This is a genomic window from Microcoleus sp. A2-C3, from assembly GCF_036706065.1.
Taxonomy (GTDB): Bacteria; Cyanobacteriota; Cyanobacteriia; order Cyanobacteriales; family Microcoleaceae; genus Microcoleus.
Map to the genome: position 1 here is coordinate 59200 of NZ_JAUBVX010000022.1, position 25111 is coordinate 84310.

Below are 25111 nucleotides of genomic sequence, written 5' to 3' on the forward strand. Positions count from 1 at the left end.
AATAGAGTAGGCCATGTTTCAATCCCTGATAGGTATTTATACTTACTTGAGCAGTGCCAAGAAGCTTTGCTTTCCTACTGTGAGTTTAGCAGAAGAGAGCGAGTACGTCATAAAAAAAGCTTTTGTTGTTATGGCATACTCAATTAGCGAATGTATAATGAGAGGTGTTGTAATCCACGAGGAGAACTGCCCATGTCCCAGCAGAATCTTGACGCTGACCAACTACACCATTTGATTTGTGGTCTAACAGAAGACCTGAAACAATTCCGGCTGTATACCTCAATCTTAGGAAAATGTCAACAATTCTTAATAATTATCTACAATCAACAGGCTAAGATTCAGTCTCTTGAGGCTGAAAATGTTTATCTCACAAGTATTAACCGCGATCGAGCAGACAAAATTTCTGAATTGGAGTGTCTAGTAAATCCTTTTTCTCAAGATGGAAATGCTATTTGCAATGAATAATGTGTTTTCGGTACCAACATAGACTCCCTAAAGGCGCAAAATGGCTAAAAAACGTCAAAAACCAGACGAAGAGCACATACAACTCTCGTTATTCGATATCCAAGTGAATTTGAACTCAGAGCGATTGCATAATGCAGATGATGCAGATAATGCAGAGGATGCAGATGATGACTGGCTGCAAGATGAGGAATTAGGGTCAAGCTTTGAAACGTCCGATCGCACGCTCGAACCTCAAACTCGCGACTTGCTAACCCTCAAACTCTTGAGAGAAGCCATTCAGAGCCAAAATCCGGGCGATCGCGTCATGGCAGATTTTGCCGAGTACGTACTGCCAAATCTGCTGCGAGTGGCCATTGGTGTCACAGCCAAAGGTGGCAAATTTTTCGACGAACTCGATCGGCAAAAAGGCAAAGAGAATGTTAGACGAGACAATGCAGGCGATCAATCCCTAAATACTCACCTGCTAAATGGATTATTTCCCGCTAATTTAATTGAACAGCGGTTAGAAAAACTTGATACCACCGTGCAGCGATGCGTGGGAGAACAAGAACGGCGGCTAGTAATTGCTGGATTCATTCTCCACGACTTTGAAAAATTCCCAGATGTCCCCCAAGATTGTCGCAAGTTACCGTTAGAAAAGCACCGTCAAATTATTGATGAAAAAGTGCGACAGCTAGGAATAGATAGCTTCATCAATCCCGACAATCCAGATACTTATCGAGAATACATTGACGATTTGCTCTGCCTTGCTTATAACGCTCAGCGGCGTTGGGATACGAACTGGAATTTTTCGGAATTCGGGTTAAATCCAGTTTTGCGCGATCGCACGCTCCGCAGTCTCTCAGACTTAACCTGTTTAGCAGATTCCCTAGCATCAATTATCAAACATCCCCAAGATGCAGAAAATACCAGAATCAACGAGTTAATCCACAGCCTCAGCGACGGGAAATTAAAATTCACGTATCACACCATCGCCGAAAACAGAGGCGTACTTACCAATGTCGTCAATAACGCTTTAATGGAAGTACATACGGCGCTGAATACCGACGATTGCACATACTATGAACCATTGCTGTATCTGCCAACAGGTGTAATTTACCTAGCACGATCGGATGCTCCTGCTATTTCAACTTTAGACTTGCCCGAACGGGTAGTTAGCAACATTAAAAAGCTCTGCGCGGGACAGTTGCAACTGAGACAAACAGGCTTTGGCAGAGATGGTAAAGGCATGAAATATGCCGAGTATTATAACCTATTTTTTGATGCGCCTGATTTGATGTTAGTTGCCATCAATGCTACTTTACGCATTCTCAAAACCGGGAAAAACTCTGTTGCCAAAAGTCGCAGCGATAATCTGATAAAATTTCAGCGTCAGGATGTTTTGTCTGCCGATCGCAACTTCAACTTTGACGACGATCTGCGGATTGACCAAATTGCCGAACTTGGCGACTTAGTGAGTCGCAAGATTTGGGGTGAACAGGTTAATACCATCGAAGCTGCACGCAAAAAAGACAAAAAAATACCCGCACTACCTCATCTAGATATTGTCGATGAAATTGCTAAGTTTTGGAACCTGTCCGAGTATCTGCCAGCCCTGAGAGAAATTCAACGAATTAATGAACGCCTGAAAGAACTTAAGCTCAAAGGCAATACAGGCGGTGTTCCTTACGAATGGTACTACTTAGCAGCGAAGTACCTAGAACATCACCCAGGAATTGAGAATGTGCGGGAAGTTTGCGAACAGGCGATCGCCCACATTTCCCAAATGATTAAACCCATTCTTTCACGGTACAAATTGTCAGACGGTTGGGATGATTTGCGGCTGTGGGTAACATGGTACTATTTAGCAGCAAAGTACCTAGAACATCACCCAGGAATTGAGGATCTGCGGCAAGTTTGCGAACAGGCAATCGCCCACATTTCCCAAATGATTAAACCCATTCTTTCACAGTACAAATTGCCCGACGGTTGGGACGATTTGCGGCTGTGGGTAACGCGGGTTGTCATGTTACCCGGAAATACACCATTAGACACAGCATCCGCTGACGTATTTTTAGATGAGTTGGAACGCTACCAACTCGCTAAAAAACAGGGTAGAGGAAGACAGTTAATCTGTTCAATTTCCCATTCAGCTTACACGGTGACAGAACAAATGGAATCAGCCGTTTTGTTCACCCCTCAAGTTTACACTAACAAACAAATGTTGGGAGGTTCTAATGCAAAACGCAATATTTCCAGTATTGCAGGTTTAGAAATGATGCTGAGGCAGATTTTAATGAATCAAACTCAAGCTGTGGGCAAAAAATTTGAAGATGGCAAATATCGCTACCTCTATTTTTATCCCACATATTACTTCACCCCAGAGACAAATAAATTTCTGCAAAAAGCCTACATGAGCATTGCCCAAACCCGCTTTGATACCAGCATTCGCAATCATTTTATCAGCAAAGATTTGCAAGCCGATTTTGGGCGCGACCGCTACCAAAGCATCGATGCTTTTCTAATCGATGAAAACATCGAACCAGGAAAAGACCGCACCTTCAAACTTTCCTATCCCGAAGACCAACCCCTAACATTTTACTTCATGGCGCTGCCACCAGGTAAAGATGCTAGTGATACAGAATCTTGGGTTATGCCAGCTTGGCTAGCTTTTGCTTTCCCGATGATTCTGGATGTAAAAACCGTAGTTTCAGAGTCTCCAATTCCACCTTTTAACGACGGTGCAGAGTTTGAAGAAAGTGTATTTCTTGACAGTGCACCGCAAGCTTTTAGGGTGTTGACGAAGCGCGATCGCTTTCGCCTCGACTACATCCTAGAAGGTTGGGAGGAAAACGGCAAATCTTATTCTGCACCCTTGAATGTGTTAACCGCTGCTTATGCAATTCACCTTGATGTTAATGCCAAACAGGGGAAGTCCGGTTATGACTCCAACTGGGGTAAACTTACCGAGCTCGCCAAGGATTTTGAAACCAGCCCGCTTTATGTGTTTAGCTACCTAAATCAATGGGTTCGCAAACAGAAAAATGAAACGGCATCAATTCAAAAAATCAAGCTTTATGCTTATCATTTTTACCCTTGCTTTGACTCCTATGCCCACTATAATCATGAAGAGGAAAGATTGACTGTGACAACCGCATCAAGTTTAAACCACCCCCAAAAACTGACGGAATTATATCGCGAATTTTACCGTGCAAGTAAGCGATATAATCCCAAAGCTAATGCTGTGCTGAAACCGATTGATATTGCTGCTAAAACTATTCTGGAAGCCGATCGCAGTTTTTCTTTAGTTGTTGTTGTTGCTGCGGAAGTTTCAAAGCTGATGGATCGCGTTCACGCTTCTAATGCTGAAGGGCGCTGGATTTTCAGCAAGCGGGAGGAAGAACGAGAGGCAATTTTAGAATTTGCTCGATACTTTGTTGAGGAGGTATTTGAGAAGTCTTTTGCGGGCGATCGGGCCCGTTTAGCGGGTCGCCAAATTAACTTAATTCGCGACACCTGCGAATTCCTTTATCGTTTAGAAAATGACAAAGAAAATCGCGCTAAAGGTGACAAATTTCCTGATGAATCTCAGGATGAAGCTGACAATTAAAGCGGAAGCTCTTGTTTGACAAGCTACGCGCCAACTAAACAACTAACATTTTTACATAGGAGACAAATCATGGCTTTCTTGAAAACCGTCAACTCTAAATTTTTTCACACAGAAATTCCCTACAAACCAATGGGGAAATACGCTCACTTTCTGACTGTACGGGTGACAGAATCTTATCCTCTGTTTCAAACCGATGGAGAACTGAATAAAGCGCGGGTGAGGTCAGGAATTCAAGACCAAAAACCTATCAGCCGCCTTACCATGTTTAAGCGCAAGCAATCTACACCAGAACGTTTAGTCGGTCGCGAGTTGCTGCGTAACTACGGTTTTATGACCGCTGAAGATTGCGAATATAATGTCAAGTTTGCCATGAACAATCCTGATTGCATTATCTACGGATTTGCGATCGGTGACTCTGGTTCAGAAAAATCAAAAGTAGTAGTTGACACAGCATTTTCAATTACCGCTTTTGACGAATCTCACGAGACTTTTACCCTCAATGCTCCCTTTGAAAATGGCACAATGGCATCTAAGGGCGAAGCAGGTTCCAAGCCGGGGGAAGTTACCAGTCGCATCAATCAGCAAGACCACATTAAACCCCAGATTTTCTTTCCTAGCATTGTCACCCTAAAAGACCCTACGGAAGCTAGTTTTTTGTATGTTTTCAACAACATCCTCAGAACGCGGCACTATGGCGCTCAAACCACCCGCACAGGTAGAGTCAGAAATGAGTTAATTGGCGTGGTATTTGCCGACGGTGAAATTACCAGCAACCTCCGCTGGACGCAAGCAATTTACGACAAATTGCAGGGTGACGATAAACTTAATTCCAACAACCCTCTCAATGAAGATGATGTGATTGTGGCTGCTAGCGCTGCTATCCAAACATTAATGGCTGAGGAATTTATCGTGCATGAAGACTTGATTGGAGATAAGTTTACGCCATTACTGACAGAGGTTAAAGCTGTCATTGGCAATGAAGATGCCCTCAAAAAGATGTTGAAAAAAGCTGATGATGAGGCGAAATTTTATGCCGACAAGCACATCAAGAAAAAGAAAGCAGATGAGGAACAAACAGAAGCTAAAAAATCAGCAAAGGCAGGTAAGTAATAATGGTATTAATTTACCGCTGTCAAATCGAGTTGCACGATAGTTTGTATTTTGCAACTCGCGAGATAGGGAGACTCTACGAAACAGAGCCAGTAATTCACAATTACGCGCTTTGTTACGCCCTCGGTTTGGTGGATAGCGAAATCTATTCCACCACCGTTGCTGAAGAAGATTCCTATCGGTATTTTTGTCCCGAACAAATTCCTAAATACGAGCAGCATTTAACGGCGCTCAACCAACAGGGGATTTATGTCACTCCGGCGCGCTCTATCTCTCACTCATCCACTCTCAACACCTGGAAATACGCCAACAACAACTATCACGTTGAGATGGAAAAAACCCAGAAAAACATCCCCAGTTTTGGTAGAACTAAAGAAATTGCTGCTGAAAGCAAATTCGAGTTTTTCATGATTTCAGAAAAGCCTCTGAAACTGGCAAAATGGATTCGTCTGGGAAAGTGGATGAGCAAAGCTGAGTTGACAACTAAAGAAATTACCAACTTTGTATCCAAAAATGGCGATTTTATTTTCCCTTATTTGCTCAATCCCTTAGATGTGATGTTTTCCCATCAAGTCCTCAGCTACGACGTGGTGAATATGCCCCCAGTAAGTTTGATTCAAAATATCAAAATTCGCGGTCAACATTACCAGTTTGAAAATCTCCGAATTCCAGCCTGTATGGAATATCGCTTTCGGGCTAATTAACTTTCACAAAAAGGTTCGTAGTGAGGACTTCAGTCCTCAGCAGGACTAAAGTCCTCACTACAAACTTGGTGCATTTTATTTTTTTACTACCGACAAACGAGCTAGCAAACTATGCCGCACAGCCTCATCCTCAACCTTCTCCCACTCTCCCCAATATCCCCCGGATACCTAACGGGAAGACACCTCCACGCCCTCTTTCTCACCCTCGCGAGCTCCGTTGACAAAGAACTCGGCGATCGCCTCCACGATGCCACAGCCCAAAAATCCTTCACCCTCAGCCCTTTGCAAACTAAAAAATGCCCTTTCAAAAAACACCACTTCCTGCAATGGGAACACACAGAACCGATTCCAGAACACACGCTGTGTTGGTGGCGAATTAGTCTGCTGGATGACACTCTATTCGGCAAATTAACTAATCTTTGGCTGAATCTCAATCCCTCGAAGCCGTGGCATTTGGGCCCGGCGGATTTGATGATTACTAAGATTTTGGGAACGCCCCAAGTAGATCAGCCTTGGGCTAATGCTTGCGATTACTCTCAATTGTACGATCGCGCTTCTGAAACTAATCGCTTAATTGCCTTCAGTTTTGCGACTCCTACTACCTTTCGACAGGGAAAATTTGATTCAGTGATTCCTACTAGAGACTGCGTTTTTAACAGTCTCCTCAGTCGGTGGAACAAGTACAGCCCGATCGCAATTCCCGACCTGTCATTCGATGCACTTTATTCGACATTTGTCAATATCCGAAGTGAAAAATTGACTAACTATCAAAGCGATTTTGTCGGCATGGTTGGGGAGGTTAGTTATCGGATTTTGGGAGATGTGGAGCCTTTAGTGATTAAGCAAATTAACGCTTTGGCTGATTTTGCTGTTTACTGCGGGGTGGGGAGGAAAACTCCGATGGGGATGGGAATGACTCGACGAATAGTTGTTAATAAGAGTTAAACGGATTTTGAGGGCGGGCAAGATGCCAGAATTCCAGGGCGGGCAAGATGCCAGAATTCCAGGGCGGGCAAGATGCCCACCCCACAATAACACTAAACTCTTGTGGCACAGGCATCTTGCCTGTTGCTAATTCCAATTACTAATCTCCTACAAACCATCAAAATTATGAACGATTTTGATTACATTTCGATCGCACTTCTGAACCAATACTCCTACTGTCCCCACCGCTGCTGGCGAATGTCTTGCGCGGGAGAATTTGCGGACAACCAGTATACCATAGAAGGGACGACTTTGCACGATCGCGTTCACACTATGGGCGAGATCAACCGCGATGAAACTTGGCAGGTTCGCGCGATTTGGCTGAAGTCGGAGCGCTACAAACTGATTGGTAAGTCGGATTTGATTGAATCGGAGAATGGTGAATTGTATCCGGTTGAATACAAGCGCGGCAAGAAAGGGGAATGGGATAATGATGAGTTGCAAGTGTGCGCGCAAGCTTTGTGTTTGGAAGAGATGACGGGGAAAAGTATTGCGACTGGATATGTGTATTACGCGCAGTCGCACCAGCGGCAAAAGGTGGAGATTTGTGAGGGTTTGAGACAGGAGGCGATCGCAACTATTGAAAAAGTCGCTACTCTTTGGCGATCGGGAAATATCCCGTTACCAGTTTACACTGCTCGGTGTTCGGGATGTAGTCTTTCTTCCCAATGTATGCCCCAAGCTGCTAGCAAAGTCAACCGCTATCAAGAAGCAAGTTAACCTGCAATTAGGAGGATTCACAATGGGAACTGTTTACATTACGCCAGAAGATGCTTTTATCGGCAAATTAGACGAACGCCTTACCGTTAAAGCTGACAAAAAAACTCTGATCGACGTGCCATTAATTAGAATTGACGGTGTTGTTGTATTGGGACGGGCTACGGTTTCTCCGGCTGTGGTTGTGGAATTGTTGGAACGTCACATTCCTTTAAGCTTTTTGACGGCAAACGGACGCTATTTAGGGAGGCTGGAACCGGAAATGACTAAGAATATCTTTGTGCGAAAAGCTCAGTGGAAAGCTGCCGGTGAATCGGAACAAGCGGTGCATTTAGTCAGGGGGTTTGTACGGGGAAAGCTCAAGAATTACCGGACTACGTTGTTAGAGTGTCAGCGCAAATATTCTCAACCAGATTTTGAAAAACCGATCGCACAATTGAAAGAAGTAATTGCATCCGTTGATAAAACTTCAAATATTAATTCGCTGCGAGGATTAGAAGGAGCGGGTAGTGCGACTTATTTTGGCTGTTTCAATCGGCTGATTCGGGTGCCGGAATTTAGCTTTGAAGTTCGCCGCCGCCGTCCGCCTACCGATCCGGTAAATTCTCTGTTGAGTTTGGGATATTCTCTGTTGCGACACGATGTTCAAAGTGCGGTGAATATTATCGGGTTCGATCCGTATTTGGGATATTTGCATTTTGAGCGCTACGGGCGTCCTTCTTTAGCGCTGGACTTGATGGAAGAATTTAGACCTTTGGTAGTTGATGCTGTGGTGTTAGCAGCGATCAATTTGCAGAAAGTTTCTCCTAGTGATTTTACGGCTGAACCTTTGAGTGGCGCGGTTTCTTTGACGAAAGAAGGGTTGCACAATTTTTTGCGGCTTTACGAGCAAAAGAAACAGTCAAAGTTCAAGCATCCAGTTATGGGAAAGCTGTGCACCTATCAAGAAGCTTTTGAAATTCAAGGGCGGCTGATGGCTAAGTATTTGATGGGTGAAATTGACAAGTATCCGCCTTTGTTTTTGAAATAGGGAGACAATCAAGTTATGTTTGTTCTGGTTTGCTACGATATATCTGAGGACAACCGCCGCACTAAGATTCACAAGATTCTCAAGTCTTATGGGGAATGGAAGCAGTATTCGGTGTTTCATTGCGATGTGACGGATACTCAGTATGCCCAGATGCGCCAACGTCTGGGCCGGGTGATTAAGTCTGATGAGGATAGTATTCTGTTTCATTTTTTGTGTGCTTGCTGTCAGGGCAAGATTGAGCGGATTGGCGGCCGGGCCCCGCTGGATACTACGATCTTTATGGTGTGATTTTGCGTCTGGCTATAGGTGTTGAACGGAGGGGGTGAATTTTAATGGCTGAGAGCTTTACTAGGACTGGGTTTGCGGTGGTTTGTACCTGTCCGTGGTCAGACGCAAATGCTGAAAGCTTTACTGGGAGAGAGTTTGAGGTCTATTTGAATTTTGCCCCCTTGACAGGGCGATCGGTGAAATAGTATATTAATTTCATTCAGACGCAACTGAACCTTGAAAACCTTATAGTGCAAGCCTCCCAGACACCGGCGGCCGCAATCAAACTAAAACCCTATTAGGGATTGAAACGTAGAGATTCGTCGGCTTGTACTTCGGCTTGCTCATCTGCCGCAATCAAACTAAAACCCTATTAGGGATTGAAACCCTCGGCAACAAGCGCGCGCAAGGAATCCATACATACAGGCCGCAATCAAACTAAAACCCTATTAGGGATTGAAACTAGCTTGATTATTGGTGGATCGTATGCACTCACGCCGCAATCAAACTAAAACCCTATTAGGGATTGAAACTGAAAAATAATAATCAAAAGCTTAACCAATATGCCGCAATCAAACTAAAACCCTATTAGGGATTGAAACAGCTATTTTTGGCCTTTCCCCCCGGCCGCGCAGTGCCGCAATCAAACTAAAACCCTATTAGGGATTGAAACTAATCTCTGCTGGAACCCACCAGGGAACAATTCTCGCCGCAATCAAACTAAAACCCTATTAGGGATTGAAACCCGCCTAGTGTTGCCATCCACCAACAGGGCTAGACGCCGCAATCAAACTAAAACCCTATTAGGGATTGAAACTCGAGCTTTTTGAAAGCTGCTAGCAACCAAGCGGGCCGCAATCAAACTAAAACCCTATTAGGGATTGAAACTTGCCGAGATTCGAGCTTGACCGCGCACAATATCCCGCCGCAATCAAACTAAAACCCTATTAGGGATTGAAACGCGAATATGCCAAGTCTTTTCATGCACACTCACTAGCCGCAATCAAACTAAAACCCTATTAGGGATTGAAACCAAAGAGCATCTGGATGCAGCCAATCATCAGAATGCCGCAATCAAACTAAAACCCTATTAGGGATTGAAACCATGGTGCTTAGTAGACCGAAATCAACGGCTCGGCCGCAATCAAACTAAAACCCTATTAGGGATTGAAACTTCATAGTAGTAGGGTAAGTGAAGTAAAGGATTCAGCCGCAATCAAACTAAAACCCTATTAGGGATTGAAACGGAGAGACTCTTTCTTGAGTTGCCAGTGCTCCACGCCGCAATCAAACTAAAACCCTATTAGGGATTGAAACAACAATGAAGATGGGTGCGACCACTTATGAAGGCACACGCCGCAATCAAACTAAAACCCTATTAGGGATTGAAACGGCGGTAAGCCTCACCGCTAGAGCTTTATCCCCCCAGGCCGCAATCAAACTAAAACCCTATTAGGGATTGAAACTTACTTTTTTCCACCATACCTATCGAATACCAAGCCGCAATCAAACTAAAACCCTATTAGGGATTGAAACGAATTCTCCGAATAGAAAGATTGATTGAGGCCTCAAGCCGCAATCAAACTAAAACCCTATTAGGGATTGAAACCAGAGCCACGCCGGGCGAAGGGCCGTCTTTAAAGCCGCAATCAAACTAAAACCCTATTAGGGATTGAAACATGAATCGCTGGCAAGCAATCTACCCGCAATTAGAGCCGCAATCAAACTAAAACCCTATTAGGGATTGAAACCAAGGGTTGGTTCATCTGGGGGGGGGTTGCGAGCCGCAATCAAACTAAAACCCTATTAGGGATTGAAACGAAATCGAAGTAAGGCACGCAAGTCTGCCATTTTGGTGGCCCGATTTTTTCAGCCGCAATCAAACTAAAACCCTATTAGGGATTGAAACAGCTTGTTATTTTCATCAGTATTGGGAGGCCTTGGCCGCAATCAAACTAAAACCCTATTAGGGATTGAAACACGACGGCCATCACCGCACTCATATGCTCTTCAATCAGCCGCAATCAAACTAAAACCCTATTAGGGATTGAAACGAGCTTTGCCGAGGCAAGTGGATTGCAATCTTAGGCCGCAATCAAACTAAAACCCTATTAGGGATTGAAACACAGTTACATGGCCGGGCATCCACACACTGATCGCCGCAATCAAACTAAAACCCTATTAGGGATTGAAACGGGCTAGTAGAAGCTATCGAGTGGGAGCATAAGCGCCGCAATCAAACTAAAACCCTATTAGGGATTGAAACTTTTGCCCAGTTAGCGCTAGATGGCGCAGCCGTCCTCCACATCGCCGCAATCAAACTAAAACCCTATTAGGGATTGAAACAGCATGAAAGAGCCAAGGGTATTGTGCGCGGTCAGCGCCGCAATCAAACTAAAACCCTATTAGGGATTGAAACGACCGCTAATATGGTATCCCTAGAAAGGGATGTATTGGCCGCAATCAAACTAAAACCCTATTAGGGATTGAAACCTCAACCTCATTAAGGCTCGAAAGGGCTTGCGCGAGCGCCGCAATCAAACTAAAACCCTATTAGGGATTGAAACAAGGGGGCTAACCACAATCCCGACGGCGTACCTCTGAGCCGCAATCAAACTAAAACCCTATTAGGGATTGAAACAATTTTCTACTCAAAGGACAAGGGAGACGCAGTGCTGCCGCAATCAAACTAAAACCCTATTAGGGATTGAAACCAGGAATGAAGATTTCCGCTGGAATTCAAACATCTATAGCCGCAATCAAACTAAAACCCTATTAGGGATTGAAACATTATTAAGAAGTAGGTGAACACACTCTTTCTGAGCCGCAATCAAACTAAAACCCTATTAGGGATTGAAACCCACTATGGCAAAGAAGCCCTCTAAATTAATATTGCCGCAATCAAACTAAAACCCTATTAGGGATTGAAACGAACGGCGTGCAGCGGAAGGATACATGGAACTCAGCCGCAATCAAACTAAAACCCTATTAGGGATTGAAACACCACTGCCATCACCGCACTCATATGCGCTTCAATCATGCCGCAATCAAACTAAAACCCTATTAGGGATTGAAACTTCTTCGGCATCCGGCCTATCTTGCTCAAATGGAGCCGCAATCAAACTAAAACCCTATTAGGGATTGAAACCTAAGCAAGTTAAACGCAGCTTAGCCAAGCTAGAGCCGCAATCAAACTAAAACCCTATTAGGGATTGAAACTTAAAGCTCTTTTACAGACTTATGGGAGCCTTAAACGCCGCAATCAAACTAAAACCCTATTAGGGATTGAAACATCGGCGGTAAAAACCGCAGCCTCGCGAGCCGCTGTCGAGCCGCAATCAAACTAAAACCCTATTAGGGATTGAAACAGGCTTTAACTCATCTGACACCGACCTTGCGTACCGTGCCGCAATCAAACTAAAACCCTATTAGGGATTGAAACATCCTAGAAATTTTGGAGGGAGTATGAATGAATTTGCCGCAATCAAACTAAAACCCTATTAGGGATTGAAACACAGATGCGATTATTCGGTGGGGGAAACTCTGCCGGGCCGCAATCAAACTAAAACCCTATTAGGGATTGAAACTTAAAGCGAAAAAATAATGCAGGTATGTGGGATGGCCGCAATCAAACTAAAACCCTATTAGGGATTGAAACCCGGAACCAATCTTTGAATATCTGCCAGTCACCACGCCGCAATCAAACTAAAACCCTATTAGGGATTGAAACATACTGCAATTGCACGATAAAGCGTATTCTTTGCCGCCGCAATCAAACTAAAACCCTATTAGGGATTGAAACCTGGTTCATCCAAAGTATCCTCATCCGGAGCCGGGCCGCAATCAAACTAAAACCCTATTAGGGATTGAAACTCATGTTCCCTTGCCAGATTCAAAGAACGCACTGGGCCGCAATCAAACTAAAACCCTATTAGGGATTGAAACTCATTTTGTTTATCCAGTGTAAACTTCAACTGTTAATGCCGCAATCAAACTAAAACCCTATTAGGGATTGAAACATAAACAATTAGTAGAAGCAGAAAAAGAACAGAAAAGCCGCAATCAAACTAAAACCCTATTAGGGATTGAAACTTGTCCATAGCTAATACCAATTTCACAAAATTTTGCTACAATTATTTATACTACACAAATTATCTTTCCTAAACATAACCCCCCACCTGATACTCCACCTTGCTGTTTCCCTACAGATGAAATCCTCTAATTTCGGTAGTAGCAATACTTTTCATCCTTGGTATTAGTTAGGGATTTTTTGAGCGAGCGACGCATCCTGTGACTATTAATAATCAGCAATTGGTAATTAGCAATCAGTAACCATAAATTACTAATTACCAATTACCCATTACCAATTCCTTACTTCATCACTTGCCAATCCATAATCCGCCACTGTCCATCTTGGCGGATTAAGTCGTAGCGGATACGTAGGTTTTCGTTGCGGGAAGTAACTAGCTGATCGCGATCGAACACTTCGGCCTTTTCGCTTACCTGCGCTTGTACTTCCGCCCGATCGGGATTTGTCGGATTTGTCTTAACTCCTTTAACTTCTAGCTTGTGTACATAACGCTGGTGGGCGTTATTTTTCTGTTGAGCTTCCGCCATCAATTGCCAGCGAGACAAAGCCGGTTCCGTGAGAACTTGCTTTAATTCTTCCACAGCGTGGTTTGGGCCCAAAGCCGCTGCTTTCGCTGACAGCCAGCTTTGAACTATTTGTCCTGCTGCTTCGTCAGTGATTTCTCCCGATACTGGGGCGGGGGCGCTGGGTTCTGGGGCCGCAGTTAAGGCGGGGATTTCTATGGGCGGTGCTTCCAGGCTGACGGAGGGTTGTTCTCCTTGCAGGGATGGGCCTGAGAGAGCTTGCATCGCGTTAGCCAACAGACTGAGTATTAACCACAGCATTAAGAGACTCAGGACGATTGCGATTACAAGCAGGGCCAGCTTGTTTGGTGGCATGGACTTGACTTGGGCGGAAATTTGGGCTGCTATGGTGCGCGCCCGATCGGCAAAACTGCCTGTTAACCCCTGACCGATCCCTCCGCTGCGTCGGCTTGAACTGTGGCTCCGGCGCGGTTTGGAGGTCGAGGCTGCGGGGCGTCCCGCCGTAGTTGTCGGGAGAGAGACGGCCGCCACTGCCCCGATTCCTGCCGCCGTTGCCTGGTATTTCGGCGCTGAATCTGCGCTGGAGGTGTCTGCCGGTACGGGGGTCAAGCTGACACTACTGGCTACCTGTTTGGCTGCGGGCGGCTGTGTCGTCGCGGGCGGGCGATCGCCAGTTGGTTGCAGTCGTCCCTGGGGTTTGCCCGATCGGGGCTGCACCACAACCCATTCGTTGGCCGTTTCTGCATCCGAAGGCAAAGCTTCTAAATAAGCTTGGACTTTCGGGTCAGCAAAATAATCTTTCAAAGAGACTGACTGGTTTGCCAAGTCGCGGAAGTGAGGAAACACTTCTTCTTGCAGCCAGTGTTCGGCGTACAAGCACAGTCCCGGCAACAAATCGGGAGAATCTTGGGAATGCTCGCGAATGAAGGCGAGGGGTTCTTTTTCCGAACTGAGTTCGAGAGCTCTGCTGGCTTCTTCTGTTTGGCCCAGCAGCAAGGAACACACGGCTTTTTCGAGGTGAACGTCTTGGCGGCGGCCGAGCTGCATCAGCATCAGCTTGGCGCGGCGGATCATCGCGGGCTGTCTGGCCGCAAATCCTTGGGCTAACAGGGTGTAGACCGAGAGGTAAGTGGCGACTGCGGAGGGGCGGCCGGCTTCAGCTTCAAATAGGGTCTGCTGCTCGCTACTGGTTAGGTGTTTGCGTAGTTGCTGGACGAAGCGGAGGAAGTCTTCTATTCCTAAACCGGAGCGATCGTCCCCCGATCCATCGATACCGCCCCGTTCTTCGAGCATTTCTCGCAGGATTTGCAGTCCTTGGCGGCGCTCGGAGACTTTTTCTTCGGGGAGCGATAGTAATTCTAAAATGTTGTACGGACGGAGTTTGTATATATCGGTTTGCATTTCACCCCTCACGCTTGGAAATAAGCTTTCGCGCAGCAGCAGTTCTTGACCTGCGTCTAGTGATTTGGCGGCATTTTGGTATTGACCTTGTTGCCACTGTTCCCGGCCGAGTTCTAGGCAGGCCAGGGCTACGGTTAAAACTATGTCGGGCCGCACGAGCTGCGGGTCGCCGAAGCGGGCTTCGTCGATCGCGATGCTGCCATTGTTGAGATACGGGCGCCCCAGCTTCTGTACGAGTTCGTATTCCCCCAGTTCTTGCAGTACGAGCAGGGCTCCTACGAATTGGTTGTCATCGATTTCAATACTTGGAGTGTGGGGGTCGGGAGCAGCGTCTAAGGCTTTAGACTCTGCCGCAACGGTTTCTCCTGCATCTTGCAGGAATGTGGCTTGCCCAGATGAGGTTTTCAACCTCTGCTTGGCTGCAATTGCTGCTTCCGACTCTCGATCGTATGTTTTGGCTAAAAAATTGGCATCATAAGCTTTGCGCCCGTCTGAGTCTGACAGAACGGCGCAGGCTTCATCGATCAATTGTTTGCGGGCGACGATCGCAACTTCGGAATACTCCCGGCGCGGAAGTTGTAAAGTGCGATCGCGGTGAGCCTGCTGCAACTGTTCGGCAGTAGCTTGAATCGGTAGACCCAAAATCCGGTAGTAATCTAGTGGAATTAACACAGCGTCCACTTCCCCAAAGCGCTAGCAACTGAATTAGCCTATCTTAGGTGATGCTCTCACATCAAATTAAAAAAATATGATTTTGATCTGAGCTTCTGAGTCCTGTTAAGGATATCGAGAACTTCCTTCAAGGTACTCCGACTGTTTCCCTCTAGGGCGTTTTAGAGTGAGGTTGGCATCCCGCCCCACTTTGAACAAGACCGATCTTAAGTTTTAGACACAACCGCAGTGGGTCGATGTGGCAGTTGGCTCTCCCAATTTTGGCAAATTTCCCATACTAAGCTCATTTTAACAATCCTTGTAACTGCTGCGCTTGAAAATGGGCGACCATTTTCTGCTGCGGTTGTGTCCAATCTCGGTTTACAGTGATTTGAGTATGGTTCGATTTAAGCTGTCTAGTTCGCCGATCGGGTATTAATTTTTTATGGCTGAGGAACGGGTTTTACCAGTTTTTGACGCACAGAGCGTAACTATTTCTCGCGATGAGGGCTTGATGCTCTACGAGGATATGGTTTTGGGGCGTTTTTTTGAAGACAAGTGCGCTGAGATGTACTACCGGGGCAAAATGTTTGGTTTTGTCCACTTGTACAACGGCCAGGAAGCTGTCTCGACTGGCGTGATTCGATCGATGCGCCGGGATAGTACGGATTATGTCAGCAGCACCTACCGCGATCACGTTCACGCTTTAAGCGCGGGCGTACCGGCGCGGGAAGTGATGGCGGAGTTGTTCGGGAAGGAAACCGGTTGCTCGAAGGGCCGCGGCGGTTCGATGCATATGTTTTCGGCAGAACATCGGCTGTTGGGAGGTTATGCTTTTGTGGCTGAGGGGATTCCTGTAGCTACGGGGGCGGCTTTTCAATCGAAGTATCGGCGCGAAGCTTTGGGCGATGAGAGTTCCGATGGCGTAACAGCTTGTTTTTTTGGCGATGGTGCTGCAAATAACGGGCAGTTTTTCGAGTGTTTGAATATGGCTGCTTTGTGGAAGTTGCCGATTCTTTATGTTGTGGAAAACAACAAATGGGCGATCGGCATGGCCCACGAGCGAGCTACTTCTGACCCCTTGATTTACAAAAAAGCTCATGCTTTTGGCATGGCTGGATTCGAGGTTGACGGGATGGATGTTTTGGCCGTGCGGGAAGTCGCCAAGGAAGCCATAGCACGGGCGCGGGCTGGCGAAGGCCCGACGCTCATCGAGGCTTTGACTTATCGCTTTCGGGGTCATTCTTTAGCCGATCCTGATGAGTTGCGCTCTAAGGAAGAGAAGGAATATTGGTTCCCCCGCGATCCGATTAAGAAGTTGGCTGCTGATTTGATCGATCGAACTTTGGCTACTGCTGAGGAATTAAAGGCGATCGACAAAAAGATCGAAGCTGTAATTGATGATGCGGTAGAGTTTGCGGAGAACAGCCCCGAACCCGATCCGAGCGAATTGTATCGCTATATCTATGCTGAAGATTAGTCATTCAGTTGACAGTTGACAGTTGACAGTTGACAGTTGACAGTTGACAGTTGACAGTTAACAGTTGACGAAAGAAGGAATAGGATTGGAGTAATGAATAGTCTTCGTTTAATTTCCCCCTAAAAGGGAGAGACTTTAAACCAATTCTTTCTGGTAATCTTTAGAGATATTTTGCGTGCGGTTGCAGCCTACAGGTTAAAACCTGTGGCTGCACCAATGTGCAAGATATAATTGAAGGTATACTTTCTATACGCAAAGAGAGGCGGTATGATAAATATCGATCGCAATCTAAGTCAAATAACCAAAAATATGGGTGCAGTTCGAGTCAAAGTCAAGCTAACCAATGCCATTGATGAAGGCTTGGTTAATCGAGGATTGCTCAACCCAAATCTTCTGCGCGTTTACGAAGCAGAAGCAGTGATAAATACTGGCGTAGTACGCACAGCAATTCCCGTAGAAGTTTGTGAACACCTAGGTTTAAGAATTCGGAGTCAGGAAATAGCAAAGTATGCTGATGGCCGACAAGAAATAGTAGAATTGACTGGGCCTGTGATTGTGGAAATCGAAGGGCGCGAGACGATTGAGGCGGCAATGGTTTTAGGCGATATCGTGCTAATCGGTCAAACTGTGTTAGAAACTTTAGATTTGCTAGTAGATTGCAAGAATCAGCGTTTAGTTCCAAATCCCGAAAATCCCGAAAGACCTGTTTTGAGAGTTTAAGCAATCTCAAAACTTTAAACTATTTTTGGCACAGGCCGCAACCTTCCCGCGACTTCTACACTCGGCCAACTGGGATCGAAAGTCAAATTTTCCAAAGTTCCATCGCTACCAATTACAAACGTATCCTCAATTTTTGCTCCCGACAAACTCGGATTCCAAGCCACAGCCATATTTACTGCTAAAATCTCTGAAGTAGCCGGATTCCCCACAATTTCCCGCGCTAAATATCCGGTAGTTCCGCCTTGATGGTGTTCGCGAATTGCTTGAGGATATCCGTGCTGTTCGTAAGCTGTTTTTAGGGTATCATAAACCGCATTCAGCGATACTCCCTGGCGACAAGAATCTAAGGCGGCTGCTTCAATTTCTCGGACTTGTCGGTGTAACTCTGAATGCTGTTTTTCCAAAGAACCAAAACAGACAAATCGGGTTAAATTTGCATACAAACCGTTTCCCCTAGCGCAGAATACTAACATGGCTTGCTTCCCGATTTGTTCGGCGGTAGCGGTGGCGTGGCGGTATAGCGGTAAACGTCTTTCTCCAGCCACTAATGTCAGGGCTGGATGCAAACCTCTCGCCCACAAAGCCTCTGCACCGGCACCCGCTAATTGATATTCTGTCCATTCCGGTTTGGCGGCTGAAAGTACCTCTGTCATCGCTTCGCTGGCTAAACGCCCGACTCGCCGATATCGCTCTAATTCGCTTGACATCATTGTCTGTTTGCGAGACTGTAAAGATGCGATTATTGGTGTTTCTTGGGAATTTGGTCGATCGCTCATCACGTTACCGCCCGCAGTAATTTCTTTGACAAAAGCTTCGCGCTGTGCAACATCCGCCCAAGGATAGATGTGCATTTGAAAGTTGGCTGGAACTTCTTCATCTTGCAAGCGCTGGGCTTCGATTTCATCTGTCAGCACAAAAGCATTTTCGGCGGTAATTAATATTTCTGCAACTCCGGTTTCTGCGGTAAGCAATACTGTATGGGAACCGCCGGCGGTAGCCCAAGCAAACCAATCAGTGCCACGCAACCGCAGGGCGATCGCTCCTGTTTCGGTTAAGGCTTTGCGGATGAATTCGAGTTTGCTGTCAACTTCTGGGTTTAATGAGTTTATCATAAAGCAATTGATATCGAGTTAATTCTTCAATTCTTCAATCTTTCAATCCAAAATCTAAAATAGATTGACCGTTACTGCTTGCAATTCTTTAGCCTTTTCTTCCGGTAAAGCATCGTTAGCAAACATTCCGGCTGCTAGTTCGGTTCCTGCTAAGTATTTTAGCCGATCGCTCGATCGATATGGCGGATAAAACTCAGCGTGCAGATGCGCCTCCGGGTGAGGCTTTCCGTCTGTGGGCGCTTGAAACCAAGCCATCAAATAAGGGAATTGGCGCTGCCACAAACCGTCGTATTTGAGGGCGACTGTTTTTAAGGCTTTGGCAAGTGATTGACGCTGTTTTTCGGTAAGATCGATAAATGTGGCAACGGGGGCGATCGGGGCAATCCACACTTCGTAAGGATAGCGGGCGCAAGCGGGCACAAAGGCGATCGCATCTTCGTCTAAATACAAAATTCGCTGTTTGTCAGCAATCTCTTTTTGAATCAAATCTTGCAGCAAACCGCTACTATTTTTTTGATAGTAAACCGACTGACATTCTAACATCCGCGCCGGCACCGGTGGCACGAACGGATAAGCGTAAATTTGACCGTGGGGATGGTGCAAAGTTACTCCAACTTCGACACCGCGATTCTCAAACGGTAAGACATATTGAATTTCGCGATTGCTGCCAATCACTGAAGTGCGATCGGCCCATACTTCTAACAGCAATTCTAAGTGACTCAACTCCAAAGAACCCAAAGAAGCTTGTGGATCTTGAGTAAATACTACCACTTCGCAAATGCCGTTAGCGGGCAGAGTTTCGACAATACTTGTAGGTGCATTATTTGCCTGCAAACTCATCGATGGAAAGCGGTTGTCAAAAACTGCTACGTCGTATTTTCCCTGGGGTAATTCTGTGGGAAACTTGGGGTTAATTGTCGCAGCCAGCGGATTGTATTCCGGCGGCGGCATGAATGTTCTGCCCTGGCGGTGGCTGGCATATGCTACCCATTCCCCGCGCAAAGGATGCCAGCGAAAATGTGGGTTTGCTTGTACGGGCTCGTTGCTGGGACTTACCGCCACGATGCCTTCTGGGATTGGGTAGCGGCTGTAGAGTGTGAGTGGGCGGCCGTCTGGTTTTTGCAATATTTGGGAGTGCATTTTTTTCGGCGGGCGATCTGTTTTGAGAGATTTTATAATTCTAACTTCCTGTGTCGAAAACCCGCCCCTATCTAAAGTCGCAAAGTGCATGAGAAAGCGATCAACGCCTGGTTTTGGCACAGATGAAAGTCTAGGTAGAAAATAGTAGTGAAAGAGCAAAACTTCCAATAAATGTCAAACTAGACCAGTTGGTATCCTGAGTTTGATGCGCTTCAGGAATAATTTCTTCGACGACGGCTGTGATCAGAGTTCCTGTTGTAAATGCCAGCACAACTAGCTTAGGAAGCTCAGATTGTCCGCGCAATCCCCAATAACCGAGAGTTGCACCCAGCCAAACCGGGATCAGAAAGGCAGCCAGCAACAAAAATCGCTGTCCGCGCGGCATATTTTGACTTCTAAACTCTGCATTGGTCACAAATCCTTCTGGAATGTGAGCAACGACTCTCGCCGATGCCAGCGTTATTCCTAAATGTTCCGAAATTGTCAGACTGGTTCCAATCATTAATCCATCGCCAAACAAATCGATCGCAATACTGAGAAATATCACCCAACCAACCGTATTATGATCGATTCCCTGTAGGCGGTTCTTGCTCAAGTTGAGAAGTTGATTAACCCATACAAAAAAAGCTCCTCCAATGAACAGTGCCAGAATCGTTGCCCAGACTGGCTTAGCTGAAACAACTCTGGGCAGCAGTTCGGTGGAGGCGATCGCCAGTAGCACGCCAGCAGCAGAGTGCAATGCCAGTCCTAATGTTTTTTTTGATAACGGTAATGCTTCGGCAAGCATCGCACCGATGAAGTTACTGACAACAGGTAAGGCTGAAAGTATGAGAACAAAAATAAATGCCTGCATGACTTGTCAACCTATCTAGAACCGTGAGTATCAACGGGGAGTGGCTGTGCGGTCAAAATGGCTTCAATCTGAGGATTTGCCCATGCTGCTGCAATCTTTAAAAAATCAGGATCGTCATTGACGCAATCTAGCCGCACATAAGTTACAGTTGGATACTTACTGCGTAAAGATTGAATGGCATCCTCCACATCAAGAATGGTTTCATAATTCTCAGTTGCCCAACCGAGTGGTTTAAATACAATCGCTTGGGCACCTGCTTTAATCAAGCTTTTTGCAGCTTGTTTTATGTCGGGTTGTGACCAATTGATGAACGGCATATCATGATTAATCCAGCCAATCGAGATTAACGGATATCGCTGTTGCAATTGCGATCGCACAGCATCACAAAGTGCTTGTCCATCAATCACACCAGTCAACAGTCCTTTGGCTCGCTCTGGCCCACCATGAACGGTGAGTATAATGCCAATTCTAGACTCAAAAAAGCGATCGGCAAAAAGTTCAGTCAGCGTTTCCTCAAGTTGATGCACTATCAAATCAACATAAGCAGGTTCAGTTGCAAACGATGGAATGTAACGGACTGATTTAAATGGAGAGTGTTGAGGATGATTTTGAGGTGCGTTTGCTGCAATAACTTCATTGACTTGTTCGATCGCAATTGCTCCCGTAAAGGCAGAATCGACAACCAGCAAAGGATAGATCAATAAATTCCCAAAGCCCTGCTGAATCAGGTCTGCGACAACCTGCTGCACAAAAGGTTGACAAAAATAAAATCCCTTGAACACTTGCACGCGATCGCCCCATCGGTCTTGCAACTGTGTTTCAATGCCGAGGCGCTGTTTTTCAAATATCTCATTTTCCGGTGACATGAACTGATGATGCTTGACCCCAAAATTGTACAAATCTTGAAGCGCCAGAAACTTGCCAGCCAAGGGGTACAGCCAATCTGGGATTGGCACAAACTGAGCCGCGATGTACTTAGTTGCAGCTTGATTGTAGCGACTCAGATCGCGGTAAGATTGCACTTCACCATAACCTGCCAGCAACACTGCAACGCGATTTTCACTTTGAGCGGCGGCGGAATCTGTCGATTGAAATTGATGATTAATCATTGGATTATTGGGTTGAATGTTAAATATTTCAAAAGCGGTTTTGTTGCAAAAAATATTGCAGAACAAAGACTAGATCGGCATCAAATTTGATTAATGGTTATGGACGAATCAAGAACAAAGAAACCAGTTTTTTTACTGAATCTGCGGGTTGCAAAGAAGTATTTTTGTGAAAAAACCCGGTTTTTTACCACCCATGCGTAAGTCATGAAGATGACAGAACCAATATTTTCTCAAGTCAAGACTCCAATGCTTTTAGCCTGGCCCGAAGTTGGGCGATTTCCTGCGCCATATCTACAACCATTACCGCCCCTACGAGATTTAGTCCTAAATCTTGGCGCAACCGTTGGATTTGACCAATGCGCGAAATTTCCCGCGCGTGTAGCATTGAGCCGATCGGCTCAATCAACCCGATTTGCACAAATTGCTCAATTATCATCGTTGAAGTTTCCGTCACGAAAGCTGCATATTCAAACGTATACAGCCGATCGCCATTTTCGGAAACAACCATAGTGGACAAGCTAAATTCCGTCATAGTCTCACCTCTTCTATTGCAGAACGCGGGTTAAAATTGCTACTCGCCTTAATTTTTTCATAACACTCCTGCTCGATTTCACTCAACTCCTTCGGAGACACGATCAGAAGTTTCACAATTAGATCGGTGCGATCGCCTTTCGGTAATATCCAACCCTTGCCGCGCAGTCGCAGCGATTGCCCGGAATTTACCCCTTTCGGCACAGTCATCATCACACCCCCATCTGGCGTTGGCACTTGCATTTGAGTACCTAAAACAGCTTCATCTGGGCGAATAGGAACCTCGCAAGTTAAGTTATCACCTGAAAACTTAAAAAAGGGATGGGGAAATAGTTCGATTGTCAGATACAAATCGCCTCGCTGTTGAGAAAAAGGGCTGACGCGACCTTTTCCTTTCAGCCGAATCCGACTGCCTAATTTAGCACCTGCGGGAATGCGAACGTTAAGGGTTTCATCGTCCAACTGCAAGCGTTTCTGCACGCCGTGAAATGCTTCTGAAAGCGAAAGCGCGATCGCCGCTTCAGTATCAGGTGCAGGTGCTTGAGTGCGAAATCCCGCAAAATCATCAGCCTGATTCGAGGTGCGCGAATGAGTTTGTCGCGATCGAGTTTGGCCACCGCGACCCAGCAAATCCTTGAGAAAATCATCAAAATTGCTGTATTGATCGAAATTGGTGGACGGATCGAAATCAAATCCCCCGGTATTCGTGCTACTTCCTCTAGGAGGAGCGCCGCCAGCCCCTGCTTGCTTCCAGTGCTGCCCAAATTGGTCATACTTGCTGCGCGTTTCAGGATTTGATAAAACCTCGTTGGCTTCATTCAAATCTTTGAACTTATCCTCAGCTTCTGGATTGCCGGGATTCACATCTGGATGATGTTTGCGGGCAAGTTTGCGATATGCTCGCTTGATTTCTTCAGGAGTTGCAGTTTTGCTAACTCCCAGAATGGTGTAGTAATCTTTGAAGTCGGTTGCAGTTGGCATGATTTAAATTACTGAAAATCCAATTATTCTGCACTAGGAACATCGTTTGTCAGTGATAAATCTCCTTCTTCACTGACTTGTTGAAAGTCTTCAGTTGTGGTAAACCGCTTTGCCTCTGTTGGATCTGTGGCTGGATTGCCAGCAAAATTGGTCGCTGCTGAGCGATCGATCGCAGAAGGATCGATTTGTGCTCCAGCCTCGGCTTCGGCGGCCAACAGTGCATTACCTCCAGCATAATGATTTTTTCCGGCGATCGTTTGTAGAGCTTCGGCGGCGGCTTGATTGGGAACTGCTGCTTGAGCTATCATTGATTCGTCATTCATGATGGGAACCTCTTGAGTTGTGGTTTAGTTTGCTTATTTTAAACTAGAAAATCAGCATGATTTGTGATTAATTGGCTTGCTTTATTATAACTGATTAAAAACGATCGGCAACAATGCTACTGGAATCAAAATTTGCGCGATGGCAATTGTCGTATCCATAGATTGGACGCTCCTCATGTATGTTAATTGCGATCGGTCAAAACATCCCGAATCGTTATAGCAACATTTCTAAGATTAGACTGACCAAGTTTTTTCCCTCAACTCAACAATCTAATCACGAGAAGCAGAAGTGCAACTGCAAGCAAGCCACCATAGAATATGAACATCCGATCGCCAAACCACTTTGGCAAAAAGAAAATGTCGGTTGTTTGACCGTGATAAGATTCCAAGCTTTCAGCGTAAGTCGTCAGGGGACAAGTCCAATTGTTGGCGATGAGAACGATGACTTCGATCGCGAATAAAGCAACGGCAATCCATGTGAGAATTGAGATTTTGTCAGCAGTAACCTCATATAATATAACTGCCATGATTACATTGAAGAATATGAAGATTGCGGAATGAACGAATCTGATGAAGGCGATAGAGTTCAGCATAAAATATTTGACTCCATGAGATTTTACCTACTCAGCCGATCGCACATCATTTATCTCTGTTTATTTTCCCAATCCCTTCAGCCTGGCTGTTGACGATTTTCGGGCTACCATAGTAATTGATTTCCCCTACACCAGATGTCTTTGCATCCAGTTTCCCCGTCACATATATATCAACATTACCTACTCCAGTCGAATTTACCTTCGCGTTTACAGTATGTAAATTCTTCGCGTCTAAACTTCCGACACCCGATAATGTAATATCTGCTTCCTTTGTTTCACCAGATGCACTGAAATCCCCGACACCATTCACCACTATCTCCAATCGGTCGTTCTTTACATTTGATAGATTAGCTTTACCTACTCCATCGAAGACAAACTTTTTAAGATCGGGAGTGGATATAATAATTTGTAGTTTTTGCTGAGGATTGTATCCTTTAGTGGGTCGGATGTACAAAGTACCATTTTTAACTTTAGTAGTAATTAATGGGATGATGTTATCATCGCCACTAATTTCGAGACTCTCCTGCCCTTGAGAACGCACTTGGATCGAACCAACATAGTTCGCGTCTAGAGAATCGAAGGAAGCAAGCGATCTTTTCTCGGTCTTAACATTACCACTTCCTTTGACGTTGGAGGTGTTACTAATGAGATTGCATCCCGCCAAGCCGATAACTAATCCAATGCTGAGCAGTGTCAATATTTTCATGGGGTCTTTCTTTCACTCAAAACATAGGTCA

General features: G+C 45.6%; 21 protein-coding genes and 1 CRISPR repeat array. Of the genes, 10 read left to right on the forward strand and 11 right to left on the reverse strand.

Annotated features, from left to right (window positions below; genetic code table 11):
• The first annotated feature begins 192 nt into the window (after nucleotides 1–192).
• From QUB66_RS14170 to cas6, 5 genes are all read left to right on the forward strand, one after another.
• Entirely contained in the window at nucleotides 193–465 is a 273-nt protein-coding gene (locus QUB66_RS14170) for a hypothetical protein (RefSeq protein ID WP_332969108.1), read from the forward strand.
• A 40-nt stretch (nucleotides 466–505) separates the two neighbouring features.
• Entirely contained in the window at nucleotides 506–4054 is a 3549-nt protein-coding gene (cas10d, locus tag QUB66_RS14175) for a type I-D CRISPR-associated protein Cas10d/Csc3 (protein ID WP_332969109.1), read from the forward strand.
• A 69-nt stretch (nucleotides 4055–4123) separates the two neighbouring features.
• Nucleotides 4124–5164 (forward strand): type I-D CRISPR-associated protein Cas7/Csc2, encoded by a 1041-nt coding sequence (gene cas7d, locus QUB66_RS14180; RefSeq protein ID WP_332969110.1) that lies wholly within the window; start codon nucleotides 4124–4126, stop codon nucleotides 5162–5164.
• 2 nt (nucleotides 5165–5166) lie between these two features.
• Nucleotides 5167–5868, forward strand: a complete 702-nt coding sequence (cas5d, locus tag QUB66_RS14185; protein WP_332969111.1) for a type I-D CRISPR-associated protein Cas5/Csc1 — start codon at nucleotides 5167–5169, stop codon at nucleotides 5866–5868.
• A gap of 111 nt (nucleotides 5869–5979) precedes the next feature.
• Nucleotides 5980–6813 carry a CRISPR-associated endoribonuclease Cas6 gene (gene cas6 / locus QUB66_RS14190; RefSeq protein ID WP_265236690.1) on the forward strand — a complete coding sequence of 278 codons (834 nt, stop codon included), beginning with the start codon at nucleotides 5980–5982 and terminating at the stop codon, nucleotides 6811–6813.
• Here cas6 and QUB66_RS14195 read toward each other — a convergent pair.
• Complete coding sequence (locus QUB66_RS14195) at nucleotides 6800–6949, reverse strand: hypothetical protein (protein WP_332969113.1); 150 nt, start codon at nucleotides 6947–6949, stop codon at nucleotides 6800–6802. The two genes, cas6 and QUB66_RS14195, sit on opposite strands and share 14 nt — an antisense overlap.
• Before the next feature lie 29 nt (nucleotides 6950–6978).
• On the opposite strand from QUB66_RS14195, the gene cas4 reads away from it, so the two are divergent.
• From cas4 to cas2, 3 genes are read left to right on the forward strand one after another with little or no spacing between them, the layout of a single operon-like run.
• Entirely contained in the window at nucleotides 6979–7572 is a 594-nt protein-coding gene (gene cas4, locus QUB66_RS14200; protein WP_332969114.1) for a CRISPR-associated protein Cas4, read from the forward strand.
• A 22-nt stretch (nucleotides 7573–7594) separates the two neighbouring features.
• Nucleotides 7595–8599 carry a type I-D CRISPR-associated endonuclease Cas1d gene (gene cas1d / locus QUB66_RS14205; protein ID WP_332969115.1) on the forward strand — a complete coding sequence of 335 codons (1005 nt, stop codon included), beginning with the start codon at nucleotides 7595–7597 and terminating at the stop codon, nucleotides 8597–8599.
• A gap of 15 nt (nucleotides 8600–8614) precedes the next feature.
• A complete protein-coding gene (gene cas2 / locus QUB66_RS14210; protein ID WP_332969117.1) occupies nucleotides 8615–8887 on the forward strand; it encodes a CRISPR-associated endonuclease Cas2 in 273 nt (90 codons plus the stop codon).
• A gap of 254 nt (nucleotides 8888–9141) precedes the next feature.
• A CRISPR array of direct repeats spans nucleotides 9142–12958; the repeat unit is 37 nt; unit sequence GCCGCAATCAAACTAAAACCCTATTAGGGATTGAAAC.
• A 279-nt stretch (nucleotides 12959–13237) separates the two neighbouring features.
• On the opposite strand, the gene QUB66_RS14215 is transcribed toward cas2, so the two are convergent.
• Nucleotides 13238–15553, reverse strand: a complete 2316-nt coding sequence (locus tag QUB66_RS14215) for an IMS domain-containing protein (protein ID WP_332971245.1) — start codon at nucleotides 15551–15553, stop codon at nucleotides 13238–13240.
• 424 nt (nucleotides 15554–15977) lie between these two features.
• Here QUB66_RS14215 and pdhA point away from each other — a divergent pair, with 424 nt between their 5' ends.
• Nucleotides 15978–17012 carry a pyruvate dehydrogenase (acetyl-transferring) E1 component subunit alpha gene (gene pdhA, locus QUB66_RS14220; RefSeq protein WP_265239887.1) on the forward strand — a complete coding sequence of 345 codons (1035 nt, stop codon included), beginning with the start codon at nucleotides 15978–15980 and terminating at the stop codon, nucleotides 17010–17012.
• A 267-nt stretch (nucleotides 17013–17279) separates the two neighbouring features.
• The gene (locus tag QUB66_RS14225) at nucleotides 17280–17732 is read left to right on the forward strand and encodes a clan AA aspartic protease (protein ID WP_332967796.1); all 453 of its coding nucleotides are present in this window, start codon (nucleotides 17280–17282) and stop codon (nucleotides 17730–17732) included.
• Nucleotides 17733–17746: 14 nt separating this feature from the next.
• Here the strand turns inward: QUB66_RS14225 and QUB66_RS14230 are convergent, their stop codons facing one another.
• The 9 genes from QUB66_RS14230 to QUB66_RS14270 all read right to left on the reverse strand — a co-directional run bounded on the left by QUB66_RS14230 (nucleotide 17747) and on the right by QUB66_RS14270 (nucleotide 25080).
• Complete coding sequence (locus tag QUB66_RS14230) at nucleotides 17747–18844, reverse strand: M24 family metallopeptidase (protein WP_332967797.1); 1098 nt, start codon at nucleotides 18842–18844, stop codon at nucleotides 17747–17749.
• 54 nt (nucleotides 18845–18898) lie between these two features.
• Nucleotides 18899–19984: a galactose-1-phosphate uridylyltransferase gene (gene galT, locus QUB66_RS14235; protein WP_332967798.1), complete on the reverse strand. Its 1086-nt coding sequence runs from the start codon at nucleotides 19982–19984 to the stop codon at nucleotides 18899–18901.
• Nucleotides 19985–20114: 130 nt separating this feature from the next.
• Nucleotides 20115–20837 carry a ZIP family metal transporter gene (locus QUB66_RS14240; RefSeq protein WP_332967799.1) on the reverse strand — a complete coding sequence of 241 codons (723 nt, stop codon included), beginning with the start codon at nucleotides 20835–20837 and terminating at the stop codon, nucleotides 20115–20117.
• 11 nt (nucleotides 20838–20848) lie between these two features.
• Nucleotides 20849–21946 carry a ferrochelatase gene (locus QUB66_RS14245; RefSeq protein WP_332967800.1) on the reverse strand — a complete coding sequence of 366 codons (1098 nt, stop codon included), beginning with the start codon at nucleotides 21944–21946 and terminating at the stop codon, nucleotides 20849–20851.
• Nucleotides 21947–22181: 235 nt separating this feature from the next.
• Nucleotides 22182–22478, reverse strand: a complete 297-nt coding sequence (locus QUB66_RS14250) for a chaperone modulator CbpM (RefSeq protein ID WP_332967801.1) — start codon at nucleotides 22476–22478, stop codon at nucleotides 22182–22184.
• Entirely contained in the window at nucleotides 22475–23458 is a 984-nt protein-coding gene (locus QUB66_RS14255; RefSeq protein ID WP_332967803.1) for a J domain-containing protein, read from the reverse strand. Before QUB66_RS14255 ends, QUB66_RS14250 begins: the two co-directional genes overlap by 4 nt.
• 23 nt (nucleotides 23459–23481) lie before the next feature.
• Entirely contained in the window at nucleotides 23482–23781 is a 300-nt protein-coding gene (locus tag QUB66_RS14260) for a hypothetical protein (RefSeq protein WP_332967804.1), read from the reverse strand.
• Nucleotides 23782–24038: 257 nt separating this feature from the next.
• Complete coding sequence (locus tag QUB66_RS14265) at nucleotides 24039–24308, reverse strand: hypothetical protein (protein ID WP_265239898.1); 270 nt, start codon at nucleotides 24306–24308, stop codon at nucleotides 24039–24041.
• Nucleotides 24309–24420: 112 nt separating this feature from the next.
• Complete coding sequence (locus QUB66_RS14270) at nucleotides 24421–25080, reverse strand: head GIN domain-containing protein (protein ID WP_265239899.1); 660 nt, start codon at nucleotides 25078–25080, stop codon at nucleotides 24421–24423.
• Nucleotides 25081–25111 lie beyond the last annotated feature (31 nt).

Bases quoted from the DNA above. Each gene is read 5' to 3' on its own strand.
- QUB66_RS14170 (WP_332969108.1), top strand. From the start codon at position 193: ATGTCCCAGCAGAATCTTGACGCTGACCAACTACACCATTTGATTTGT.
- cas10d (WP_332969109.1), top strand. From the start codon at position 506: ATGGCTAAAAAACGTCAAAAACCAGACGAAGAGCACATACAACTCTCG.
- cas7d (WP_332969110.1), top strand. From the start codon at position 4,124: ATGGCTTTCTTGAAAACCGTCAACTCTAAATTTTTTCACACAGAAATT.
- cas5d (WP_332969111.1), top strand. From the start codon at position 5,167: ATGGTATTAATTTACCGCTGTCAAATCGAGTTGCACGATAGTTTGTAT.
- cas6 (WP_265236690.1), top strand. From the start codon at position 5,980: ATGCCGCACAGCCTCATCCTCAACCTTCTCCCACTCTCCCCAATATCC.
- cas4 (WP_332969114.1), top strand. From the start codon at position 6,979: ATGAACGATTTTGATTACATTTCGATCGCACTTCTGAACCAATACTCC.
- cas1d (WP_332969115.1), top strand. From the start codon at position 7,595: ATGGGAACTGTTTACATTACGCCAGAAGATGCTTTTATCGGCAAATTA.
- cas2 (WP_332969117.1), top strand. From the start codon at position 8,615: ATGTTTGTTCTGGTTTGCTACGATATATCTGAGGACAACCGCCGCACT.
- pdhA (WP_265239887.1), top strand. From the start codon at position 15,978: ATGGCTGAGGAACGGGTTTTACCAGTTTTTGACGCACAGAGCGTAACT.
- QUB66_RS14225 (WP_332967796.1), top strand. From the start codon at position 17,280: ATGATAAATATCGATCGCAATCTAAGTCAAATAACCAAAAATATGGGT.
- QUB66_RS14230 (WP_332967797.1), bottom strand. From the start codon at position 18,844: ATGATAAACTCATTAAACCCAGAAGTTGACAGCAAACTCGAATTCATC.
- galT (WP_332967798.1), bottom strand. From the start codon at position 19,984: ATGCACTCCCAAATATTGCAAAAACCAGACGGCCGCCCACTCACACTC.
- QUB66_RS14240 (WP_332967799.1), bottom strand. From the start codon at position 20,837: ATGCAGGCATTTATTTTTGTTCTCATACTTTCAGCCTTACCTGTTGTC.
- QUB66_RS14245 (WP_332967800.1), bottom strand. From the start codon at position 21,946: ATGATTAATCATCAATTTCAATCGACAGATTCCGCCGCCGCTCAAAGT.
- QUB66_RS14250 (WP_332967801.1), bottom strand. From the start codon at position 22,478: ATGACGGAATTTAGCTTGTCCACTATGGTTGTTTCCGAAAATGGCGAT.
- QUB66_RS14255 (WP_332967803.1), bottom strand. From the start codon at position 23,458: ATGCCAACTGCAACCGACTTCAAAGATTACTACACCATTCTGGGAGTT.
- QUB66_RS14260 (WP_332967804.1), bottom strand. From the start codon at position 23,781: ATGAATGACGAATCAATGATAGCTCAAGCAGCAGTTCCCAATCAAGCC.
- QUB66_RS14265 (WP_265239898.1), bottom strand. From the start codon at position 24,308: ATGGCAGTTATATTATATGAGGTTACTGCTGACAAAATCTCAATTCTC.
- QUB66_RS14270 (WP_265239899.1), bottom strand. From the start codon at position 25,080: ATGAAAATATTGACACTGCTCAGCATTGGATTAGTTATCGGCTTGGCG.